General features: G+C 43.7%; 15 protein-coding genes and 2 pseudogenes. 4 read left to right on the top strand and 13 right to left on the bottom strand.

The window, feature by feature from the left end; all coding sequences use genetic code 11:
* Positions 1-228: 228 nt before the first annotated feature.
* The 4 genes from J7545_RS09540 to phnD form a co-directional block, all read right to left on the bottom strand.
* Entirely contained in the window at positions 229-540 is a 312-nt protein-coding gene (locus tag J7545_RS09540) for a nucleotidyltransferase family protein (protein ID WP_318700242.1), read from the bottom strand.
* Position 541: 1 nt separating this feature from the next.
* Positions 542-898 (bottom strand): slr1659 superfamily regulator, encoded by a 357-nt coding sequence (locus tag J7545_RS09535; protein ID WP_318700241.1) that lies wholly within the window; start codon positions 896-898, stop codon positions 542-544.
* Positions 899-969: 71 nt separating this feature from the next.
* Positions 970-2682 carry a DUF3365 domain-containing protein gene (locus J7545_RS09530; protein ID WP_318700240.1) on the bottom strand — a complete coding sequence of 571 codons (1713 nt, stop codon included), beginning with the start codon at positions 2680-2682 and terminating at the stop codon, positions 970-972.
* A gap of 3 nt (positions 2683-2685) precedes the next feature.
* Positions 2686-3777, bottom strand: a complete 1092-nt coding sequence (gene phnD, locus J7545_RS09525; RefSeq protein WP_318719502.1) for a phosphate/phosphite/phosphonate ABC transporter substrate-binding protein — start codon at positions 3775-3777, stop codon at positions 2686-2688.
* An 81-nt stretch (positions 3778-3858) separates the two neighbouring features.
* Here phnD and J7545_RS09520 point away from each other — a divergent pair, with 81 nt between their 5' ends.
* A complete protein-coding gene (locus J7545_RS09520) occupies positions 3859-4491 on the top strand; it encodes a DUF938 domain-containing protein (RefSeq protein WP_318719501.1) in 633 nt (210 codons plus the stop codon).
* Positions 4492-4556: 65 nt separating this feature from the next.
* Here J7545_RS09520 and lnt read toward each other — a convergent pair whose 3' ends face one another.
* Positions 4557-6113 carry an apolipoprotein N-acyltransferase gene (lnt, locus tag J7545_RS09515; RefSeq protein ID WP_318719500.1) on the bottom strand — a complete coding sequence of 519 codons (1557 nt, stop codon included), beginning with the start codon at positions 6111-6113 and terminating at the stop codon, positions 4557-4559.
* 11 nt (positions 6114-6124) lie between these two features.
* Positions 6125-6295, bottom strand: a complete 171-nt coding sequence (locus tag J7545_RS09510) for a hypothetical protein (protein WP_318700237.1) — start codon at positions 6293-6295, stop codon at positions 6125-6127.
* Between the two features lie 74 nt (positions 6296-6369).
* Between J7545_RS09510 and J7545_RS09505 the strand changes: the two are divergent.
* Positions 6370-6651, top strand: a pseudogene (locus J7545_RS09505) (Uma2 family endonuclease); the annotation flags it as partial.
* 106 nt (positions 6652-6757) lie between these two features.
* On the opposite strand, the gene rpmA reads toward J7545_RS09505, so the two are convergent.
* Together rpmA and rplU are read right to left on the bottom strand one after the other, a co-directional pair.
* Entirely contained in the window at positions 6758-7024 is a 267-nt protein-coding gene (rpmA, locus tag J7545_RS09500; RefSeq protein ID WP_271939661.1) for a 50S ribosomal protein L27, read from the bottom strand.
* A 55-nt stretch (positions 7025-7079) separates the two neighbouring features.
* A complete protein-coding gene (rplU, locus tag J7545_RS09495; RefSeq protein WP_318700236.1) occupies positions 7080-7448 on the bottom strand; it encodes a 50S ribosomal protein L21 in 369 nt (122 codons plus the stop codon).
* A gap of 289 nt (positions 7449-7737) precedes the next feature.
* Here rplU and gyrA point away from each other — a divergent pair, with 289 nt between their 5' ends.
* A complete protein-coding gene (gyrA, locus tag J7545_RS09490) occupies positions 7738-10362 on the top strand; it encodes a DNA gyrase subunit A (RefSeq protein WP_318700235.1) in 2625 nt (874 codons plus the stop codon).
* A gap of 306 nt (positions 10363-10668) precedes the next feature.
* On the opposite strand, the gene J7545_RS09485 is transcribed toward gyrA, so the two are convergent.
* The 4 genes from J7545_RS09485 to J7545_RS09470 form a co-directional block, all read right to left on the bottom strand.
* Positions 10669-11598, bottom strand: a complete 930-nt coding sequence (locus J7545_RS09485; RefSeq protein WP_318700234.1) for a hypothetical protein — start codon at positions 11596-11598, stop codon at positions 10669-10671.
* A gap of 138 nt (positions 11599-11736) precedes the next feature.
* Entirely contained in the window at positions 11737-13866 is a 2130-nt protein-coding gene (locus J7545_RS09480) for a PAS domain S-box protein (protein WP_318700233.1), read from the bottom strand.
* A gap of 347 nt (positions 13867-14213) precedes the next feature.
* Positions 14214-16118: a tRNA uridine-5-carboxymethylaminomethyl(34) synthesis enzyme MnmG gene (mnmG, locus tag J7545_RS09475; protein WP_318700232.1), complete on the bottom strand. Its 1905-nt coding sequence runs from the start codon at positions 16116-16118 to the stop codon at positions 14214-14216.
* Between the two features lie 31 nt (positions 16119-16149).
* Complete coding sequence (locus J7545_RS09470) at positions 16150-19500, bottom strand: DUF3883 domain-containing protein (protein WP_318719499.1); 3351 nt, start codon at positions 19498-19500, stop codon at positions 16150-16152.
* A gap of 81 nt (positions 19501-19581) precedes the next feature.
* Here J7545_RS09470 and J7545_RS09465 point away from each other — a divergent pair.
* Positions 19582-19728 (top strand): annotated as a pseudogene (locus J7545_RS09465) (DUF433 domain-containing protein); the annotation flags it as partial.
* Positions 19729-19916: 188 nt separating this feature from the next.
* Here the strand turns inward: J7545_RS09465 and J7545_RS09460 are convergent.
* On the bottom strand, positions 19917-21119 hold the full coding sequence (locus J7545_RS09460; protein WP_318700229.1) for a hypothetical protein: 1203 nt from the start codon (positions 21117-21119) through the stop codon (positions 19917-19919).
* Positions 21120-21238: the final 119 nt, after the last annotated feature.

The raw sequence follows: 21238 nt of genomic DNA, 5'->3' as shown, positions 1-21238 counted from the left end.
TTCCGGAGTGGGTACTCTACATCCATTGTCTATTCTATTTTTCAGCTCTTTACTTGTCCTCTTATTCTATCCCTCTTTCGGCAGAGTGACAAAAGAGGGATACAGCGCTTTGCGCTGTTATGAGGGACAGTGTTGAATCCTCAAAGCTATGTACCAAAAGCCTATTCCCTATTCCCTATTCCCTACTCCCTAGCGCAAAGCGCTATATGGCATAGCCGAGTTTCATCATCATGGTTTGACATATTGTACGACCGCTTCAGCTATAACTTCTTCCCGAAAATAACGACTTAAATCGCCTGCTGTGCGTAAATCGGCTTTCCGTCCAATTAAGTTAGATAACTCAATTTCCATTCCCGCCAAACGAATCAAACCGGGAATACGATCCGGTTCAAAAGCAACTAAAAAATCTACATCACTCTCTGGGGTAAAGTCATCTCTCAATACCGAACCAAACAAAGATAGTTTCTGAATGTGATGGCGTTGACAAAACTGGGCCATCTGCTCCTCAGAAATCTCAAGGGGGAATTTTTGGGTTACCATATTATTGAATATTCAAAACTAAACTGGGCATAAACTTCTGCAAGTTCCGTAGAGATTTGCTTTGCCAGGTAAACTCTTTTGACCCTAACACCGTAAGCTGAATATCTATCTCATTTTTTCGGAGATTAGCAACAAATTTAGACAGAACTCGAATCCCCGAACTATTCAGAAATTCCAGGTTCTGAAAATCTAACGTTAAATCTCCTGCTTTAGAATGAACAATATCTTCTAGGAAATCACTGATATGACTGTACTCCGAAGGATCTCTCAGGCTTAATTTTCCCTCAAAGAACACCGTAGTTAACGAGGAATCATATTGAATACAGTAATCATCCTCTCGTAGTTCTGTAATCGTCATTGTTCCCCTTTCAGTATGATATCAGAATTTCCTCTAATCCTTAATTATAGCACAAAAAAACTAATCATTAACTACAAGGAATTAGAAGTTACTTTTCTCTTAATGACCAAAACCGTAATATCATCCACCAGACTTTGTTCCCCAATAAATCCATAAAAATCATTCAATATCGCTTGTTTAATCTCTTCAACGCTTAGATCCCAGTGCTGACGAATCACATCGCATAACTTATCTATTCCATAGGCCTGTTGCCGATCGTTTTCAGTTTCCGTAATCCCATCAGTATAAAGAACAATACCATCTCCAGGATTTAACTCTACAGACACCCGATCTAAAAACGGAATAATTTCCTCATCAAAAGCAATGGGAATTCCTAAATCCATCGTACTCACCTGCTCAATCTCTCCATTTTCTCGAACAACAATCACATCCTCATGTTGCCCTATAATTTGCAGATTTCCTCGATCGTAATTCAAAATCGATAAGGTTAAATCCCGATCTGCTTCCATTCTCTGTACATTGCGGTAGAGGGTGCGATTCAGGATATCAAAAAACTTTACAGTATCCTCTTGCTGACTTTCTTTCAGAGTCCGAATAGCCGTCTGCGTCATCACCATTAAAATTCCACTTTCCAAACCATGACCTGTGACATCTCCAATACCAATAGTCACAACTCCATCCGTTTCTAAAACATCATAATAATCTCCTCCAATTTCTTCAGCAGGCTGCATAAATCCAGAGATATCTAAATCTTGGATTTGCTCTAACTCGACTGGCTTAGGTAAAATCATGGATTGCATCTGTTGGAGGATTTCTAACTCTGAACTCATGCGAGTGTTTTCAACCCGTAACTTCTTATTAAGGGTTTTAATTTTGGCATTGGCTTGCGTTAACTGGGCGGTTCGTTCTCGTACCCGATCTTCAAGTTGGGTATAGAGAAGATAGAGAGATTCAGCCATTCGGTTAAATGACCGCGCCATCAGACCAATTTCATCTGTACTGCGGTCATGAAGGGTTAACTTAGAGGTGGGGTTAGCTGCCGTTTCACTCATGACTCCACAAATGCGGATTAAACGATAGGCAACCAATTGACCAAACCCAAAATAAATCACCAGAGTAGCCACGAAAGTTAAGATTCCAAAAGCAATCCATAGATCGTGTAACGTAGATGCAAAATTAGCCCGTAAATCAGCAATGGGAACATAAATCATTAATGCCCCCACAATATCGCCCACTTGCCATCCAAAGCCATTGATAGAACCATATCGTTGAATCATGCTTTTAGGCGCAACTTTTGGGTCTCCATGACATCGCAGACAACTGGCGAAAACCTGGACGGGACTGGCTGAATAGAAGCGTTCTTCCTGATCTAACGTTGTGTAACCGGTCAATTTGTCTAGTGTAGAATTTTGACGAAATTTTTCAATAATACTCACTTCAAATTCATTTGCTGTATCAATAGGATTGGTGGGATTAATGGTGGCGGCTTTGTAAATGTATTCCGGCAGAGCTAAGTTAAACTCTTCGACGACTTCACGGGTAGCAAAATTGGCAGATAAGACTTCAATGGGTACATGGTCTGTGATTTGCTCTACAGCAGGTCGCAGGGAATAAGTCATATAGTCTTGGGTCGCTTGGGTGAAATGTAGCACTAATTCAGTGCGATTTTGAGCTTCTTTTTCCAAAACCTGAGCTTGAAGTTGGTTAATATACCAAGCGCCAGTAGCCATGACGACCACCAAACACACTAGGGTAACCAGAATGAATTTAAAACGGATAGACATTGCTTACTGAAATTCTTTAAGCTGTTGCTGTAATGCTTCTAGTTTAGTCGTTTTTTCAGCTTCGCTCAGGGTATCATCTTGTTTAAGACGTTGGATTTGTTTAGCAACTTCCAGTTCTCGAATGACATTCCAGGTGCGATCGCTCGCTGGATCAAATCCAGACCAAACTAAAGGTTCTAAGATTTCTCGGTCAGTAAATCGATAGAAAAAGTTTTGAATTGCTGTTTTCAGACAATCGGGTAAATCTTGACGATAGGCTAAGGGATCTCCAGGAATCACGGGAGAAGTCCAAATCACGCGAATGTTTTCATACGCTTCTGGATTAGATTGTTTTAAGCGCTGTAGCGCTTCACTATTATTCGTCGCCACATCGACTTCTTGATTAGCAACTGCTAAAGCTGTATTTTCATGGGAGCCTAAAAATGATACCGATTTGAATATCGCTTGAGGTTCGAGATTATTTTGAATAAATAAATAGTAAGTCGGAACGAGGAAACCCGATGTAGATTGGCTGTCATTAAAGGCAAAGGTCAGATCCTCGGCATTTTGGAAAACCACGTTATTCCCATCCCCCTGTTCTAGATCGATTTGCGCTAGCAAAGGATGATCCTTATGCATCATCAAATGGGCATAATACCCTAAATAGCCTTGACTGCTTACGGTTTGAGCAAAAGCTTCGGCTTGGGATTTTTCTGCGGCTTCGATATAGGATTTCCCTCCATACCAGGCGATTTGAATGTTTTTTTCTCCCATGCTAGTAATAAGGCTACCATAGTCTCCGTAGAAGGGCAGAACTGGCCTAGCGATCGCCTCTCCCATTTTCTCTAACAAAGGAGTCCAAAATGCATCTAAAGTCTCTTCTGATTCAGCCGCTAAAATTCCGAACGTTAATTCAGTTATTTCTGGGGCACAGCTCTCGGCTTGTTCATTGCTCGATTTTTCTTTCTCTGTGGCAATTATTTCCGAGTTGGAAGCTAAATCACAACTCATTAAAAGAGGGGTAGAAATCAGGGAGATTAAAATCAAGGAAAAAACTGATTTTTTTTTAAGGAAATCATAAGAATACTTGCCCGATAATAATATTCTGTACACCATGGCATAGGCAAAACAGATTGTCAAGATGACTCGATTACTCTTAAAATGAAGATTACCCAAATTTAATTCTATCTTCAATGTATGACTGCTGATTTACGACAACATGCCCCGGCAACTCAACGGAACCGAGAACCGATCTTAGAGGTTTTAAAGCGAGTCTTACCCCCTAGGGCAACTGTTTTAGAAGTGGCAAGTGGAACGGGTGAACATGCGGTGTTTTTTTCCTCTCATTTACAACCGCGATCTTGGTTGCCTTCGGAATTTAATCCACAGTTACTAGAGAGCATTAAGGCTTGGCAGAAGGTACATCCTTGTGATTTTTTGTATCCTCCAATTCGTTTAGATGCCCAAAACCCACCTTGGGCTTTAAACGGCTATGAAGCGGAAATTACGGCTATAGTTTGTATTAATATGATTCATATTTCTCCCTGGGAAGTGTGCTTAGGGTTGATGACAGGCGCTCAACACGTTTTACCTTCTGGAGGGATTTTATATTTCTATGGCCCTTATAAACAAAAGGGAGAACATACGGCTCCAAGCAATGCTACTTTCGATCGCTCTTTGCGCTCCTCTAATCCAGTGTGGGGCGTGCGTAATTTAGAGGATGTGATTGAGGTTGCCCAAGCTCATGATTTGCGCCATCTAGAAACAATAGAAATGCCAGCGAATAATCTCTCGGTAATCTTTGAGAAGGGAAGAGGGGATAGGCAATAGGGAAAACGCGTTCTACACTTATGTCTTTCATCTATCTCTTCCTCGTCCCCCTCGTTTGTAAGGGGCTATTTTAGCGCAGTCGCGACACTACTGGCTAGGGTTAAAAAACCGAGCAGGGGGGCGATCCAATCTCCCCATTGGATGTATAGGGTTTTGGTGGTTCTACGCTCAATGGTATTGGCGTGAATTTCATAGGTGTTGCGATTAGAAACCCAGCGAGTTTTACCATTATGTTCGACAAGGGCAGAATAGCCGGTATTGGTGGCACGAATGGTGGTGCGATCGCTCTCTATGGCTCGCAGAACGTCTTGGGCGTGATGTTGCCATTGCATGGCGGACGTATAATGGGCATCGTTAGACGCAGTAATGATAAATTCTCCTCCTTGTGCTGCTTGGCGACGGAAAACCTGGGAAAATGCTGAATCATAACAAATGCCAACAATGGCTTGTCCTACTGGGGTTTGCACCACTTGATTGGGGGAACCTTTTACTAAGGTGGCTTCCAGAGGGGAGAGGCGATTAATCAGTTGGCCAATAACTGCTTCAAAGGGGATATATTCACCTAAAGGAACGAGTTTCATTTTATCGTATTGACTGATAATTTCACCATTTTCATCTAGGGTAAAGAGACTGTTGGTGAGGCGATCGCCGTTTTGCCCAAATGCACCCACCCACACTGGAGTTCCCCAGTTCTGGATAGCTTTGATTAAAGGGGGATAGCCCCGGTTCTGATTCGTCCACAGAAAGGGTAAGGCAGTTTCAGGCGTGAGAATAATATCAACCCCTTGGGCAGCTAATGTTTCGTATCCTTGGGTATAGCCAGCTATGGCGTTTTGCCATCCCTGGGAATAGAGTTTGATTTCATTGGGAATATTGCCTTGGATAATGCCAACTTTGAAGGTTTCTCCGGGTTGTGTGGCTAAGGATTTCTGAGAGAGAAAATAGCCGGTTGCATGGGTCGCAAAAAGCAGGATCAATGCCCAAATTAGGGTTGATTCTTTCTGGTTTTTATGATATATTCTACTGAGAATAAACTCTGCAACTAAGCCATTGAAAGCGACTAAAGCGGCTGTAATAGTATTTGGCCCGGATAGTTGCCCTAGGTGCAAAATAGCTAAGTTAAATGGACTTTGAGTATAGGAGAGGGAACTCCACCAAAGGTTAGAATGGCTCCAAATCCCTTCTAGGAGACACCACAAAGTCGTTCCGAATAAAACCGTATACGCGCTACTTTTTTCAGGGGTAAAATGGGCAAATAGTATTGCCCACAGGGCCACTAGAGCGCTTCCCCAGAGGGTAATAAAGATCCAGACACTGAGGGCGATCGCCAAACTCGCTAACCAGGGAACCCCTAACCACATCATGGGGTGAATTCCCGTAATCCAAAATAGGGCTACCCCATGAAATCCAATTCCCCAAACCAGAGCATAGCTAAGGGTTTGTTTCCAGGAATCTGAGCGCCGAACCAAGATCCAGAGGGGGATGAGAGCAATCCACGCTAAAGGCCAAGCATTAATTGGAGCAGTGGTCATTCCCATGAACAATCCTCCAAAGAGGGAGAGCACCAAACTGCCTAATCTCTCATTAATACCAAAATGTTGTTTCGATTCAATTGAGGACATAGCGAGGGCAATTAATCGAGATAATCCTGCACAGTATCTACGGATAAGGATAAAGTGCTTTGGTTGCGCAGAACATCCAAACAGCCTTGGATGGTCGTAATATTGCGAAATTGGATCGTGCTATCAGCCAAGGATAAACCGTCACTTTCTGGATACTCAATTTGGGGGTGAACTGAAACCATGATGGAGGGGTGAGGGCACTGAGGAAAGAGCTATCCTCATTCTATAGCAAGTCAGTTCGGGAAAAGATTAGAGCAGTATTTCTGGAGAGTTTTATGTATGGTGGTGCAATGCAGGCGAACTAGGGAAAGTCTTTGACTCTTCTACTGGATTTATTTTACCCAATAGTGCCAATCTCTCTCCTGATGCGTCTTGGGTAAGTCAAGAGCGTTGGGATGCATTGAATGAAGAACAAAAGAGAATATTTGCTAATATTTGTCCTGATTTTGTGGTGGAATTAAGGTCGCACTTGGATACGGTGAAATCTCTGCGAGAGAAAATGCAAGAGTATATGGACAATGGAGCCAGATTGGGTTGGCGATCGCGATAAAGATCAGAAAACAATAAAGGTTGAGTTATGCTCAACACCAACTCAACCTTTACGTGAAGTTTATTCAACAGGTGAATGATTCACCGTGGGTTATTTACGAAGTCGCTTCAGCGGGATAAACACTCACTTTTTTACGATATCTACCATTACGCTCAAACGTAACAATACCATCAATTAGTGAAAACAGAGTGTAATCGCGCCCCACACCGACATTTTTACCAGCATGGAAGGTCGTTCCTCTTTGACGGACGAGAATATTGCCCGCGAGAACATTTTCTCCACCATAACGTTTTACACCCAAGCGCTGGGCGTTCGAGTCGCGTCCGTTACGTGTACTTCCGGTTCCTTTCTTATGTGCCATAGGAGTTTTGAGATCGATTACTTCGTGTATATCTAGTGTACAAACTTTACTGCAATTAAGCTTCGTCAGAGGCTTCAGCAGGGGCTGGAGTTGAGGCTAACACTTCTCCATTGACGTTAATGGAATTAATCATCAACCGGGTGCGTTCTTGGCGATGTCCGCGTTTTTTGCGCGTTTTCTTTTTCGGTTTCATTTTATAGACTAAAACCTTGCGATCGCGAAAATGACGCATTACCGTTCCTTCCACCGTCGCGCCACTGACCAGGGGTTGTCCCACATGCATATCATCGCCATGCTGAATATACAATACTTGGTCAATGGCAACCGTTTGTTCTGGTTCCACTGCCAGCAGTTCAATGTCATAAAAGCGACCGGGTTCAACTCTCAGTTGTTTACCACCCGTTTCAATAATTGCGTAACTCATAGGATATTGGTTCCTTGGGGTTGCCGTACAGGTAGCTGATGTTTACCAGCATTTGGGGATGCTTGTACCCGATCCGAGCAGGGATTAAGCAGACAATCCACTATTATTACACTTTAATTTCTGTTTTGTCAATTTTAGTCGTCTTCCTAGAGTACGGCTTGAATCTGAAAATATGTTAAAATTTGATAAGTAAACACTCATAACTTGGTAGGCTCAAACCCCATACTTGGGGGGGAATACCAGGTGTTGTGGTTTCTGAATTGTTTTTCTGCATGGAGCTTTGCCCCGTATGAGTACCCCCCTAGATCGGATTGTGCCCACGGACTTAAGAAATGAGATGTCCCGGTCATACCTAGAATACGCCATGAGCGTGATTGTAGGTCGAGCGCTTCCCGATGCCAGGGATGGACTCAAACCGGTTCACCGCCGCATTTTATACGCCATGCACGAGTTGGGATTAACTCCCGATCGCCCCTTCCGGAAATGTGCCCGTGTCGTCGGGGAAGTCCTCGGTAAATACCATCCCCACGGTGATACAGCCGTTTATGATGCTCTGGTGCGGATGGCTCAAGACTTTTCTATGCGATCGCCCCTCATTAATGGTCATGGGAACTTCGGCTCCGTAGACAATGACCCCCCAGCAGCCATGCGGTACACCGAATGTCGCTTGCAAGCGATCTCTACCGAAGCCATGCTACAAGATATCGAAGCCGAAACGGTAGACTTTATCGATAACTTCGATGGATCGCAACAAGAACCCATCGTTCTCCCGGCACGGGTTCCCCAACTACTCCTTAATGGTTCGGCGGGTATTGCTGTTGGGATGGCAACGAATATTCCCCCCCATAACCTGGGAGAACTGATTGATGGCTTAGTCGCCCTGATTGACAATCCAGATTTAACCGATACTGCACTCATGCAGTATATTCCCGGGCCCGATTTCCCCACAGGCGGCAAAATTCTGGGAACCTCCGGCATCCAAGAAGCTTATACCCTGGGGCGTGGCTCGATTACCATGCGGGGCATAGCTGACATTGAAACCATTGAACACCGGGGACGACCCTCGCGAGATGCGATTATTGTTACCCAACTTCCTTATCAAGTGAATAAGGCTGCCCTGATCGAGCGGATCGCCGAACTGGTGAATGATAAACGAATTGAAGGTATTGCTGATATTAGGGATGAGAGCGATCGCGATGGAATGCGGATCGTCGTCGAACTGCGGCGCGATGCCTATCCCAGGGTTGTTCTCAACAACCTCTACAAACAAACTCCCCTGCAAACCAACTTTGGGGCCAATATGTTGGCACTCGTCAACAATGACCCCCAACTGCTCTCGATTAAACAATTCCTCAGCGTCTTCCTAGAATTCCGCGTCGAAACCATCACTCGGCGCACCCAATACGAACTCCGCAAAGCCGAAGAGCGAGACCACCTGTTGCAAGGCTTGCTGATTGCCATGCAATACCTGGATCAAATTATCGAACTCATTCGCCACGCTGCCGATACTCCCACCGCTAAAACAGAATTGATCGATCGCTATTCCCTCTCCGAACTGCAAGCCGATGCCATTCTGCAAATGCAACTGCGCCGACTGACTGCCCTAGAAGCCGAAAAAATCCGTCAAGAACACGAACAACTACAACTTCGCATTGCCGACTTAAAAGACATTCTCGCCAACCGGAATCGCATCCTAGAGATGATTAAGGCAGAATGTGCAGAACTTAAGCAAAAATTTGCCACCCCTCGACGCACCGAGATCGAAAAAGCGGAAGGGGATCTCGTCGATATGGACTTGATCGCCAATGAAAAAGCCGTGATCTTAATCACCGAACAGGGCTATATTAAACGGATGCCTGTCGATACCTTTGATGCCCAAAGTCGGGCAACACGCGGTAAGTCGGGGGCGAAAATGAAAGATGATGATGGGATTGACCATTTCTTGACCTGTTGCGATCATGATAGTCTGCTGTTTTTCAGCGATCGCGGTGTCGTCTATCGCCTCCTCGCCTATCAAATCCCCAGTAGCTCGCGGAACGCCAAGGGTACACCCATGGTGCAAATGTTGCCCATTCCCATGGATGAAAAGATTACCTCCATTATCCCCGTCTCCGAATTTAGCGACCATGAATACTTGGTCATGCTCACCCAGAACGGCTACATTAAACGCACAGCCCTCGATGCCTTCAGCAACATTCGCACCAATGGATTAATTGCCATTTCTCTGGCGGAAGGCGATCAGTTGCGTTGGGTGAGAAGAGCGACAGAAGAAGACAGCATTATTATTGCTTCCTCCCAAGGGAAAGCCATTCATTTTAGAACCAATACCGATCAAGTCCGTCCCCTAGGTCGAAGCGCACGCGGGGTAAGAGCAATGAAACTGGTTGACGGCGATAGTTTGATCAGCATGGATATCCTTCCAGGTAACGTTCTCAGTGAGCTAATGGTCGATCGGGCGGAAGACGAAGAAGAAGAGGTTAATGATACGCCAGAAACCGAAGATATTGAGACCACATCCACCCTCGGCCCCTGGGTATTAGTCGTCACTACTAGAGGTTATGGCAAGCGAGTTCCTGTCAACCAGTTCCGACTACAAAACCGCTCTGGAAAAGGAATCATTGCCACTAAGTTTAAATCCCATAAAGCTAACGATGAGTTAGCGGCTCTCCGAATCGTTCACCCTGACGATGAGTTAATGATGGTCACTTCCCGTGGCATTATTATTCGCCAATCTACCAACGCCATTTCCGTACAATCCCGTGGTGCAACTGGGGTATTAGTGCAACGGCTAGATAAGGACGATACCATTGCAGCAGTTGCCCTAGTTCCCACCCAAGGGGAAGAAACAACCGACGGGGAGCCAGAGGTAGAGTTAACCACTGAAACTGACACTCCCCAACCCTTACCGGAATAATGGGATGCAAAGAAACCGGGTTTCTACTAAAGTTTCGGATACAAACGAAAGGAGAAACAAGAAACCCGGTTTCTGGAGTTAAATTCATTCATACCATTTATGTTCGGTATCAGAATGAGTTATAATGAGGAACAGTGTTGAATCCTCCAAGCTATGTACCAAAAGCCTATTCCCTAGGGCAAAGCGCTATATGTATACCATAGCGTCAGTTACTGATGATGGAGAAAACTATTTCCAAAAAGGCTTGGTTTCTGTGATAAAAAGCCGGATTTCTTGGCTGATTACGGCTAAATTGTTACTGGGGCTTTAAGTTCCACTAAAGTCTTGGGCTTTAAGAATCACCATTTGGGTTCCCACAACAGAGTTACGGGCTAATAAATGACCGTCAAGATCGACGATTTCTAAACGGCTAAAATCGAGTTTTCGCGATCGCCGCAACATATCATTAGCCAGCCGTTTTTGTTGCTCTAAGGGTAAATCATACCAGCGCCGATCGACTTTTAGCACTAAGAGGCTATTTAAGAAATTAGCTTGCAGGGAATCAATTAAGCCCTCTTCATATTTTTCAGTTAAGCGATTGACTTGCTCCTGAATAGTGACAATTAATCGTTGTTCGGGAGTGAGAACGGGAGGGGGCGGTGGCGCAATTTCGACGGGAATGGGTTCGCTAATGTCTTCCTCTTCTTCCTCCTCTTCTTCTTCTTGCTCAACGGGTTCTTCTATTTCTGTAATTTCTGGGGGTTCCGGTTCTTGAGTGGCTTCTTCTATCGGTTCTGGACTCTCTTCTTCTGGGATCTCTTCAGGGATAGGTTCGGGTGAGATCTCCTCTGGAGCTGTTTCCGGTTCTGGTGCTATCTCTGGAACTTCTGCCTCTGGTAATTCAATTGTTTCAGTTGGTTCAGGAATTTCGGGGACTCGCACGACTTCTGGGAGACGACTGGGAAGAAGGGAAACGAAGATTGCCAGAGATAGGGCAAGAATTGTACCCAAAGCTAAAGTGAGGTCAAAATCATTGATGTTCCGATTCCAGGGAGTGGGTAGCCATCCGCGTACCCGGCTTAAAAGCTGATTCCACAGGGGAAAAATAGGGCGTTGGGGACCAGAACGGGGAGGAGTTTCTAGGCGATCCGCGATCGCCTGTAAACGGTTAATCATCGATCGTAAGATCTTCAGCGTCTGCTGTTTCACCCAAGAGGGACTCTCTGCTGGTGGATGATTAGAAGGTTGCCGTGCCATAACTCCCCTGCATTAAGACCAATGCCTTAATTTAGCATTGTGTTAACAATATAGTGCGAAGCGCTAGGCAATAACCTAACCGTCCTAACTCACTCATTCACTGCTCTATCACTCATTCCCCATTAGCCATTACCAGCACTATCCTTGTTGACAAGGGATGTGAATCATAAATTCGGTTCCTTCCCCTGGAATTGAATGGCAATCCATTTTACCTCCATGATTTTTGACCACAATTTGGTAACTAATCGACAAACCTAAACCCGTGCCTTTCCCTACTGGCTTCGTCGTAAAAAATGGGTCAAATAAGTGTTGTTTGACCCGTTCTGGAATTCCCATGCCATTATCTTGAATGCGAATTTCTACCCAGTTTGCATCCAGCAATTGGGTGGCAATCCGAATTTGTCCCTCACGAGCCTCTTGTAAATGCCCTTGTTTCGAGCAAAGGGATTCATCGATCGCATCTATGGCATTACTGAGGATATTCATCACTACCTGATTCAGTTGTCCGGCATAACACTCTATTTTCGGTAATTCTCCGTACTCTTTAATCACCTCAATTCCGGGATAATCGGGTTTCACCTTCATCCGATTGTGTAGAATCAGTAAGGTGCTATCAATCCCCTCGTGAATATCAACCGACTTCACCGCTGATTCATCTAAGCGGGAAAAAGTGCGCATGGATTTGACAATTTCTCTAATCCGCTCCGTACCGACAGTCATGGAATGGAGCAGTTCCGGCAAATCTTCGAGGAGAAAATCAAGGTCTTTAACTTCTGTCGCTTCGGCGATCGCCGGATGGGGTTGGGGATAATGGTCTTGATACAATTGTAGAATATCTACCAAATCCTGCATGTAGTTTTCGGCATGTAACAAATTCCCATAGATAAAGTTCACCGGATTATTAATTTCATGGGCGACTCCCGCCACCATTTGTCCTAGGGATGACATTTTTTCCGCCTGAATTAAATGGGATTGGGTTCGTTTTAAGTCACATAACGTTTCCTGAAGTTGTTGATTTTTTTCTTTTAACAAAGATTCAGAATGGCGCAAGGCATGTTCAGCCTGTTTGCGAGCCGTCATATCAATGCAGATCATACCCACACCTTTAGATTGACCTTGCTCGGTGGTAAGGGGAAAGTAGTTTTCTAACCAATGACGCACAACACCGGATAACCGTGGTGTTTCATGGGAAACTTCAACATTGAGTAGGGGTTTGCCGCTGGTTAAGACTTCCCTCAGATGGGGTTCGAGGGTTTTAGCTCGATAGGGATTAATTTCGCTAATGGTTTTTGTCAGATGATCGCCGATCGTACTATCATTGGTACTGGCAAGGGTTTCGTTAACTTGCACAAATCTCATTTTTTTGTCCAGAATTGCCATGCCAATGGGAGCAGCTTTGAAGAAGGCATTCCAGAGTTGATCTCGCCAGACGAGTTCCTTTTGCAAGGCTTGGCGATCGCTAATATCTCGTCCTTCCGCAATCAGCATGACCACTTTCCCACAGGAGTCCATCACCGGTTTGAGGGAAAAGTCTACCGTGATACTTTGCTGATTTATGCCCAAAAAATCAACCGTACAGCGCAGGGTTTTACCCTTAGCTGCTTGCTTAATTTTAGCTTTGAGTTGTTCCTGATTGGCGTAATCTTGGGGCCACCATGGCGCATTCCATATAGCTTGATCGATAACATCGGAAAGTTGAACCCCTGCAAACTCTAGGATGGTGTGATTCGCTTCTAAAATTTCTCCTTCTGGAGATAATAGCGTCATAAATCCAAACGCAGAGTTGAATATTGCTCGAAAGCGACGTTCGCTTTCCTTGAGTGCTTGTTGCGCCTTGCGGCGATCGCGTAAGACAGCTTGGTGTTCGCTGGTATCCGTCACCACTCCCAGAAACGTCGGAGGAGTAGAGGGGCTAGTGTACAGCAAGGAAACTGCTAAGTTCACCCAAGTCATGGAGCCATCTTGATGCAGATAGCGTTTTTCTTGCATGAAGGTTTGCAACTCGCCCTCTAGAAGTTGATTGATAAAGGGGCGATCGCCCTCAATATCATCGGGATGAATAATTTCCATCAACGAATGACCTTGCAACTCTTGAGGAAGATAGCCAATCAAATGACCAAACTGAGGATTAATTCTGAGAATTTTTCCCTCTAGAGACCATTCAAGCATCCCCGTAGGGGCTTGATTGAAGAGGGTATTTTCTCGATTGGTATCCATGGGAGTCACTTGAGCTTTTAAGGGCGTTTTATAAGAGTTGTCAGATTTCAAAAGGTACATATTAGGTTTGATTTATGATTTTGGGGTTTGTGAATACTTTGAGTATAAGGTAGAGGTCTGAAGATGATCTTAATATTGTTTACAAAACGTTATCAAAATAACGTCAGCTTAATGTATCGGGGTTCAGTCTTCTTTCTTTGTATCGATGGATACAAAGATTTTGAGAAAATATTGGGTCGGCATGGATAGATTAAAGCCTGTTTGATTCCTGTGCTATGACATAGTCGTGGCGTGGCACAGCTAGTTTGAGGAATGAGACAGCTAGGTTTGTCGTTGCGCTTTAGTGTTATGGAAGCTCTAGCAGCTAAAGCGCAACAAAAATCAACAATTATTAATGATTAATGGTTAATGGTTAATTGTTTTCGGTTTTGTACCTCCAAATAAATCAACAGGGCATTCATATCGGCTGGATTAACGCCGCCAATTCTAGAGGCTTGACCCACGGTCAACGGACGCACGCGATCTAATTTTTCCCGTGCTTCCATGGACAAAGTTTCAATTTGGAAATAATCTAAATTTTCCGGTAGCTTATGATTGGCATGACGGTTAATTTGGTCAATTTGATTTTGTTGCCGTTGGATATAGCCAGAATACTTAATCTCAATCTCTGCCCCTTGTTTTTCTTCAGATACTAACTCGGGATTTCCCAAGCCATAGCGCTCTAAATCTACATAATGGAATCGGGGACGACGCAACAGATCGGCCAAGGTAATTGACCCCTTAATCTTTTGTTCAGTATCGGCTACAATCTTCTGACCCACAGGATCGTGTTCTTTTACACGGGTTTCATAGAGTCGTTCTTTTTCCCCAGCAATCTTCTCTTGCTTCTCGGTAAAAAGAGTCCAGCGTCGGTCATCAATCAAGCCAATTTCTCGACCCAAAGGCGTTAACCGGCGATCGGCATTATCCGAGCGCAGCACTAGACGATATTCTGAACGGGAGGTTAACATCCGATAGGGTTCGCGCAGTTCTTTCGTACACAGATCGTCAATCAGTGTACCGACATAACTCTGTTCGCGAGCAAAAATAATGGGTTCTTGTCCGCGTACCAAACGTACCGCATTTACTCCAGCGACTAAGCCTTGAGCGGCAGCTTCTTCATAACCGGTTGTACCATTAATTTGTCCCGCACAAAACAACCCTTCTACCTTCTTAGTCATCAGTGTGGGATAACACTGGGTTGCTGGTAGATAGTCATACTCAACTGCATAAGCCGGGCGCAACATCACACACTGTTCTAATCCAGGTAAAGAGCGCAACATGCTCAATTGCAACGTTTCCGGTAAACCCGTAGAAAACCCTTGGATATACAATTCTGGAATCGTGCGTCCTTCCGGTTCAATAAAAATTTGATGGGACTCCTTGTCGGCAAAGCGGACAATTTTATCTTCAATACTGGGACAATAACGGGGTCCTTTGGCATCCACCCATCCGCCATACACGGGGGAAAGGTGCAAGTTATCGCGAATGAGTTGATGGGTTTCGGCGGTGGTGCGGGTAATATGACAGTCCATCTGTTCCCGTGGAATCCACACCTCTGGGTCAAAACTAAACCAACCGGCGGTATCTTCTCCCGGTTGCCGCTCCATTTTGCCGTAGTCCACGGAGCGCTTATCCACCCGCGCGGGGGTTCCGGTTTTCAGTCGTCCGGTTTCAAACCCCAAGCGGTTCAGGGTTTCCGTGAGTCCCACGGCGGCAAATTCTCCGGCTCGTCCGGCATCCATGGATTTTTTACCCACCCAGATTTTACCGCCGAGGAAGGTTCCAGTGGTGAGAATGACGGCACGACATCCGAAGGCAACCCCAAAGTAGGTTTCTACACCGATGATTTCATCATTTTTGCCTAATACCAAGTCGGTGACCATGCCTTCGCGCAAGACCAGGTTTTCTTGGTTTTCAACAATGTTTTTCATGACCGCAGCGTATTCGCGCTTATCGGTTTGAGCGCGTAGGGCCCAAACTGCGGGCCCTCGCGAGGCGTTGAGGACGCGCTTCTGGAGATAGGTGCGATCGCTCATTTTCCCAATTTCCCCCCCCAACGCATCCACTTCATGGGTCAATTGGGACTTCGCCGGACCACCCACAGCCGGGTTACAGGGTTGCCAGGCAATTTTATCCAAATTCAGCGTCAGCAGCAGGGTGCGACATCCAAGGCGGGCCGAGGCTAGGGCTGCTTCGCACCCGGAATGGCCTGCACCGACAACAACGATATCAAATTCATCTTGGAAGTCTACGAGAGTCATGGCGTTGCGGTTGAACGGAAAACATAGACTTTTATTGTAGCAATCCTACAACCTGAAGAAACTTGATTTTCGGATTGGACGCGCGAATACCAAAGATACGAGCCAAATAATAGTAATCGCACTGCTCGGAAAACTCCCATTCTGCTCGACTGACATAAAATGGGATGCGATCAGATTGGGATTCGTCTGTCACCGTTGTTTTGGCATCAATATACAAATATTCTGCACCTTGCCCATCAAGAATCACAAAATCATAGGGCTGGCGCTGTTCAGCCTGTTGGTTAAGCCAAATGATGCGAAGTTCACCAAAATCCTCAACTAACTGACGATATAAAAATTCTTCCCCTTCTCGACCAATATCGGCAATATCTTGTTTATAAAAACTGACATTATTGACCGGTAATGCTTGAATCGTCACAAAACTAGATCTTTCTGAAGACCGCACCGTTTTAGGTGGATTAAACAGATTCATAACTGCTTCATATACTCCCAATTCATGCAAGGCAAAAACTAAGCTGGAATCATCTCCAAGCTCGACCGCATCTTGTAAAAGATTGACCGCCGAGATTTTTTCCTTATTTTCGATCAACTCGGTCACTTCATCTAACGTAACCTCATCTAACGAAATTTCTTTTGCTAAACGACTAAAGCTCTCAAATTCTCGATCTGTCATGTCCTGTCTGGCAGACTGAAAGTCTTTGAATTGCTGTGAATTTTGGGCAAAATACTCTAGGTCTTGCTCAGACACATCTGGATTTTCTGCCAAACGACTTAATGCGGAGAGTTTGTCCTGATGATTGAGAATTTTAAAAATATCGGTACTGACTTCTGTATCACTCAATGTCTTCAAAAATAGACTAGCTCTATTACTATAAAAGTAAGGGAATATCCGATCAAGCAAATTATCTGATTGACAACTAGACCCTTGAATTAATGTAGTAATTACCCGGGTAAACTGAGAATCTCCAGTTTTATCTTCTCTCTCCCAAGTTTTTAGCGCTCCATCAATGTCTATGGCAATATCTTTAATGGTTTTGATATCTTCTTCTTTATGGAATAGAGTTTCAGCATTAATAAATCGCTTATCTAATAGAAAATCATTCCAATAGTCAGAAGTGAGGATTTCCAGCACTTCTTTTAGCTCTTCTGGGATATTCTCATCTTTCTTTAGATCTTCCTTCTGCATCAATTTACCGCATTGATTAGGTAGAAGAGAATAGAGTTCAAATATTTGTTTGTCTTGTTGATACAGAAAATAAACAAACCGATCTAGCCATAAAATTACTCTATCTTGCTCCCAAGCAAAATATTTTGCCAAACCGTCAAGGGTTTCTTGATTTTCAATATCGTTAGCGATCGAGGTTAGAATCCATTCATGAACCAGAGTCCAGGAAAAAGAACTCATATTTTCTAAGTATTTCTTATCGGGAATTGCTCCCGGATAAAAATCATGGGCAAACTCCCAAATTTGATTTTTTCTAGAGGTTTGACGTTCTGAGGCAGGGAAATAGCTAATGAGATGATAGATAGGGCGACTCAAGTTCCAATAATCTGAAGCATCTTCTTTATTACTCGCCGCTTTAATAGATGCATTGATTTCATCAGAAATATTTTTGACACCCTTGCGATCAATCTGATTTTTAAACCCTGTGATTCTGCGATCTAAGAGAATTTCTCGACAGGGTAGACTTAGCAGTTTCATCACATTTTTCAGTTCCTCTGGAATGCGATCGTCAAAGTAGCATCTTTCATTATTGATTAACTCACCATTTTGATTAGGGAGAAGGCAGTATTTTCTCAGTAACTTTTCATGATTATCCCTAACAAATTGAAGTACAGAGTTAAGCCATCCCAGAGTTCGATCGATATTCCAATCGAGATGTTCTGCCAGTGCCTCAACCGTTTTCAGTCTATGAATATCTTCTAGGAAATTTTCAAAAGTGTATTTGATCTCCTCTGACAATTTCTGACCCAAAACTGATTTTATGATGTCGTGCCAATCGAGAATATATTCGAGTTTGGGTAAGTATTCGGGATAAAAATCAGAGGCTAGCTGGGCAAAACTTTGGACTTTTTCTCTACTTTTGTAGCTAGGTATTAGAGCCTCTTTGAGGATAATTCTAATTCCTGCAACTGTATCTACGAAGCTGGTATTACTGAGTTGAGTGACCAAATTATCTAAAATTTTAGAGTTATACCAGGATTCATCAATATTGTCGGGAATTTTAGCCGTATTTTTAAATTTTGCTAATAAGTGAATTTGATACCAATTTGAACTAACTAAATGGAGTAACTCAGCATAGAGTAAGTTTGCTTCTTCTAAAAGCTCTTTATTCTGAGGGGTTTTGATCGGATTATCAGGATTGAGTAAGATACCATCTCTGGGTTCTGTGGGATTGAATAAGGGACTATTGATGACAACAGGATAGGGAAATGTTTCGGAACCAATTAGGGGAAATTCACAGAACAGAGTTGGGATTTCATCGGGAATTTCTTGAATCGAATAAACCTGATTATTTTGTGGTTCAACTTCAACCGCAAGGGTAAGGGTTTGCAGGGAATTGGATAAGCACGCAATGGTTGGTCTGTGTTCTTCGGAATTACTCTTTTGTTGTACAATTGTCACAATCGACAGGGTATCGATTTGATGACGCTCAAGAGTTTGATAGTAATAGGTTAGATCTTGAGTCTGATCGGATACGGTGACGGAGGTAATGGTAGGGATAAAAGCAAGTGCATAGGCGATCGCATGATGCAAGTCCTCAATACCTGCTTGAGCGACTTTAAAGCCAGCTTCATCTAATACATAACGAAAGCAAGTATCACAAGTTTGATTGGGTTGATAGTTGTCTATGGGAGGATAGGAGAGATCGCTATCAATATCTTCAAAGATCGAAAACGCAGTATCAACATTTTCGATCATTTCGTCTAAGTCAGTTGGACTTCTATCGAGAAGAATATTAAATGGCTTGTAAATACAGGTTTGAGCTTCCTGATTTTTTAGAACTCCACTAATTTCAACCTTTCGGGAGAGTAAGTGAGTTGTCATGAAGCCTGTGCCAAATTTTCCTGTAGTTTTAGGCGTTTGGTTGTCTTCCCGTCTGCGCTCTTTACTGGAAACTTGTTCAATTAAGTAGGTAATATTTTCAATGGAGAAGGGATTGCCATTGTGTCTAAACTCTACATAGTCTGGAGTTAAGATAATTTCTACTTTAACTTCCTCATTGGCTACATCTTTGGCATTTTGCAGTAATTCCCAAATCCATCGCCGTTTAGAAGATGCTCGATTAAAAAGCTGATCGATCCCATCCAGAAGTTTAGTTGCGATAACTTTCTGATAGGCTTTTTTCCTGGCCTCTTCTGCCTGCTGTCGAATGCCCATGTTTTCCCTGATGTGTGAGTTATTTTTATTGTATCATACTCTAGCTTGACGGCGATCGCCCCCACCATCCCTCACCCATACTTAGGAATGTTAGCAGAAAATGTTAGCGTTACTGAAATTTTAGAGGACTTTCCCGATCTAGAACGAGCTGATATTCAAGCTTGTTTGATCTTTGCTGCACGACGTACTGATTTTCCGAGACTAACCGCAACTTGCGAGAATTGTTGACGGCGACTTTACCTGATGCGTTAGAGCAATTGCGCCAAGGAGAAATAATTGTGGAAATTACAAATATTCCTTAAATGACCGATCGACAAAAATTGATGAAATTTTTGCAGATGTTCGCGATCGCACTCCTACTCCTGAAAAACCTTGCTGGTTATGAGCATGAAATTCCTCTACTCTTGTCTAAGAGCCTAATCACAAGGATGCAATCGACTCACTCCTCTCCTAATGCGTAGCCATTCATTCGCTAATCTGGTTTCTTCTGGTTGAATTTGGCGATCGCCTAATTCTGGATTCCGAACATAAAATATCGCATCAGCAACCCGATCTAAATCCTTGCTTGATAAGTTAACTCCATTACGAGATACACTATCATAATTGGCAAGGCCCGCTGAATTAGCCAGTGCTGAATTGGCTAGTCCACTCTCACAGTTATGATTGTGAGGGATGAGAAGAGCTTGCATCACACTTTGAATGGCATTCCATTCTCTGACATACTCCGTTTCATCCGGCCGAATTTTGCGCTCTGACAGTTGGGGATTGACACTATAGAAAAAACGATCTGTCCACAAATCGATCGCTTCTGGCGAGATCGGGTTTCGAGCATTACTAATATATCCAGTTTCTTGTAGAAATATACGTAAATCCGCAAAAAATGAACTGCGATCGTCATGGAGATAAACGTCCTGTATCCGTTGCCAGCCATCTTCTGCTTCTTCGAGTAAATATTTTGTTGCTAAATAAGCAGCTAAAAGTCCCCGAATATTAGATGGCTCATCTCCATAGGTTTCCTTTCTGCTTTGATAAGATTTCCAGAGTTGAGTGGCAGAGCTATCAATCTCTTCAGGAAAACGAGTTGTTACCTCTCTCAAGCTGTCTTGATGATATTGCCAAATCCGTGGAGGAAAAGCAGAATCAGCATAAGAGGTAAATGCATAAGCAAAACGAGAATCACGGCTGTAAAATTCTATTATCCCATCATCATCTAAATCTTTAAGGCTAGGTATAGCGACTCCATCTCCCCAGTCATGGGTCATGTAAGTATAGTTTTGAGATGCTCGATCGTAGCGGTAGATGAGGGAGTAGAAACAACAGTGAGCGCCACCGGTAAAGAAAGTCAGGACTATTTCGGGTTCTGAATCTCCATCCAAATCTTGAACCCAAGAGGAGGGATCGTTTTCTCTAAAGTAGGGGCGATCGAATTCTTCACTTCGGGTAGGGATAGGCTGATTTAAGATGATTTTCCCGTCTCGAATAAGTTTTAAGCGTAAATTTAAAACTCGAAAATTATCTTCCTTTTGGTCATAGGAAACTTCGGCTTGCACATGACGAAATTCCGCCCTCTCAATCACGGCATGTACTTTCTCTGGAGTTAAAACGAATAAAGAACTCATTACAGCAGAAAGTCCACAGATTAATAAGGAGGATATTTTCATCTTAGGTTTAAATTATCATTACAAGCTTATCATTACAATCTTACTCTAGCTCATGGTAGAGTGTGTTAATTATATCA

The organism is Roseofilum sp. SBFL, assembly GCF_017746885.1.
In the GTDB taxonomy this organism is placed as follows: domain Bacteria; phylum Cyanobacteriota; class Cyanobacteriia; order Cyanobacteriales; family Desertifilaceae; genus Roseofilum.
Note: the sequence above shows the minus strand (reverse complement) of the source record. Positions and strands in the feature narration are given on the sequence as shown.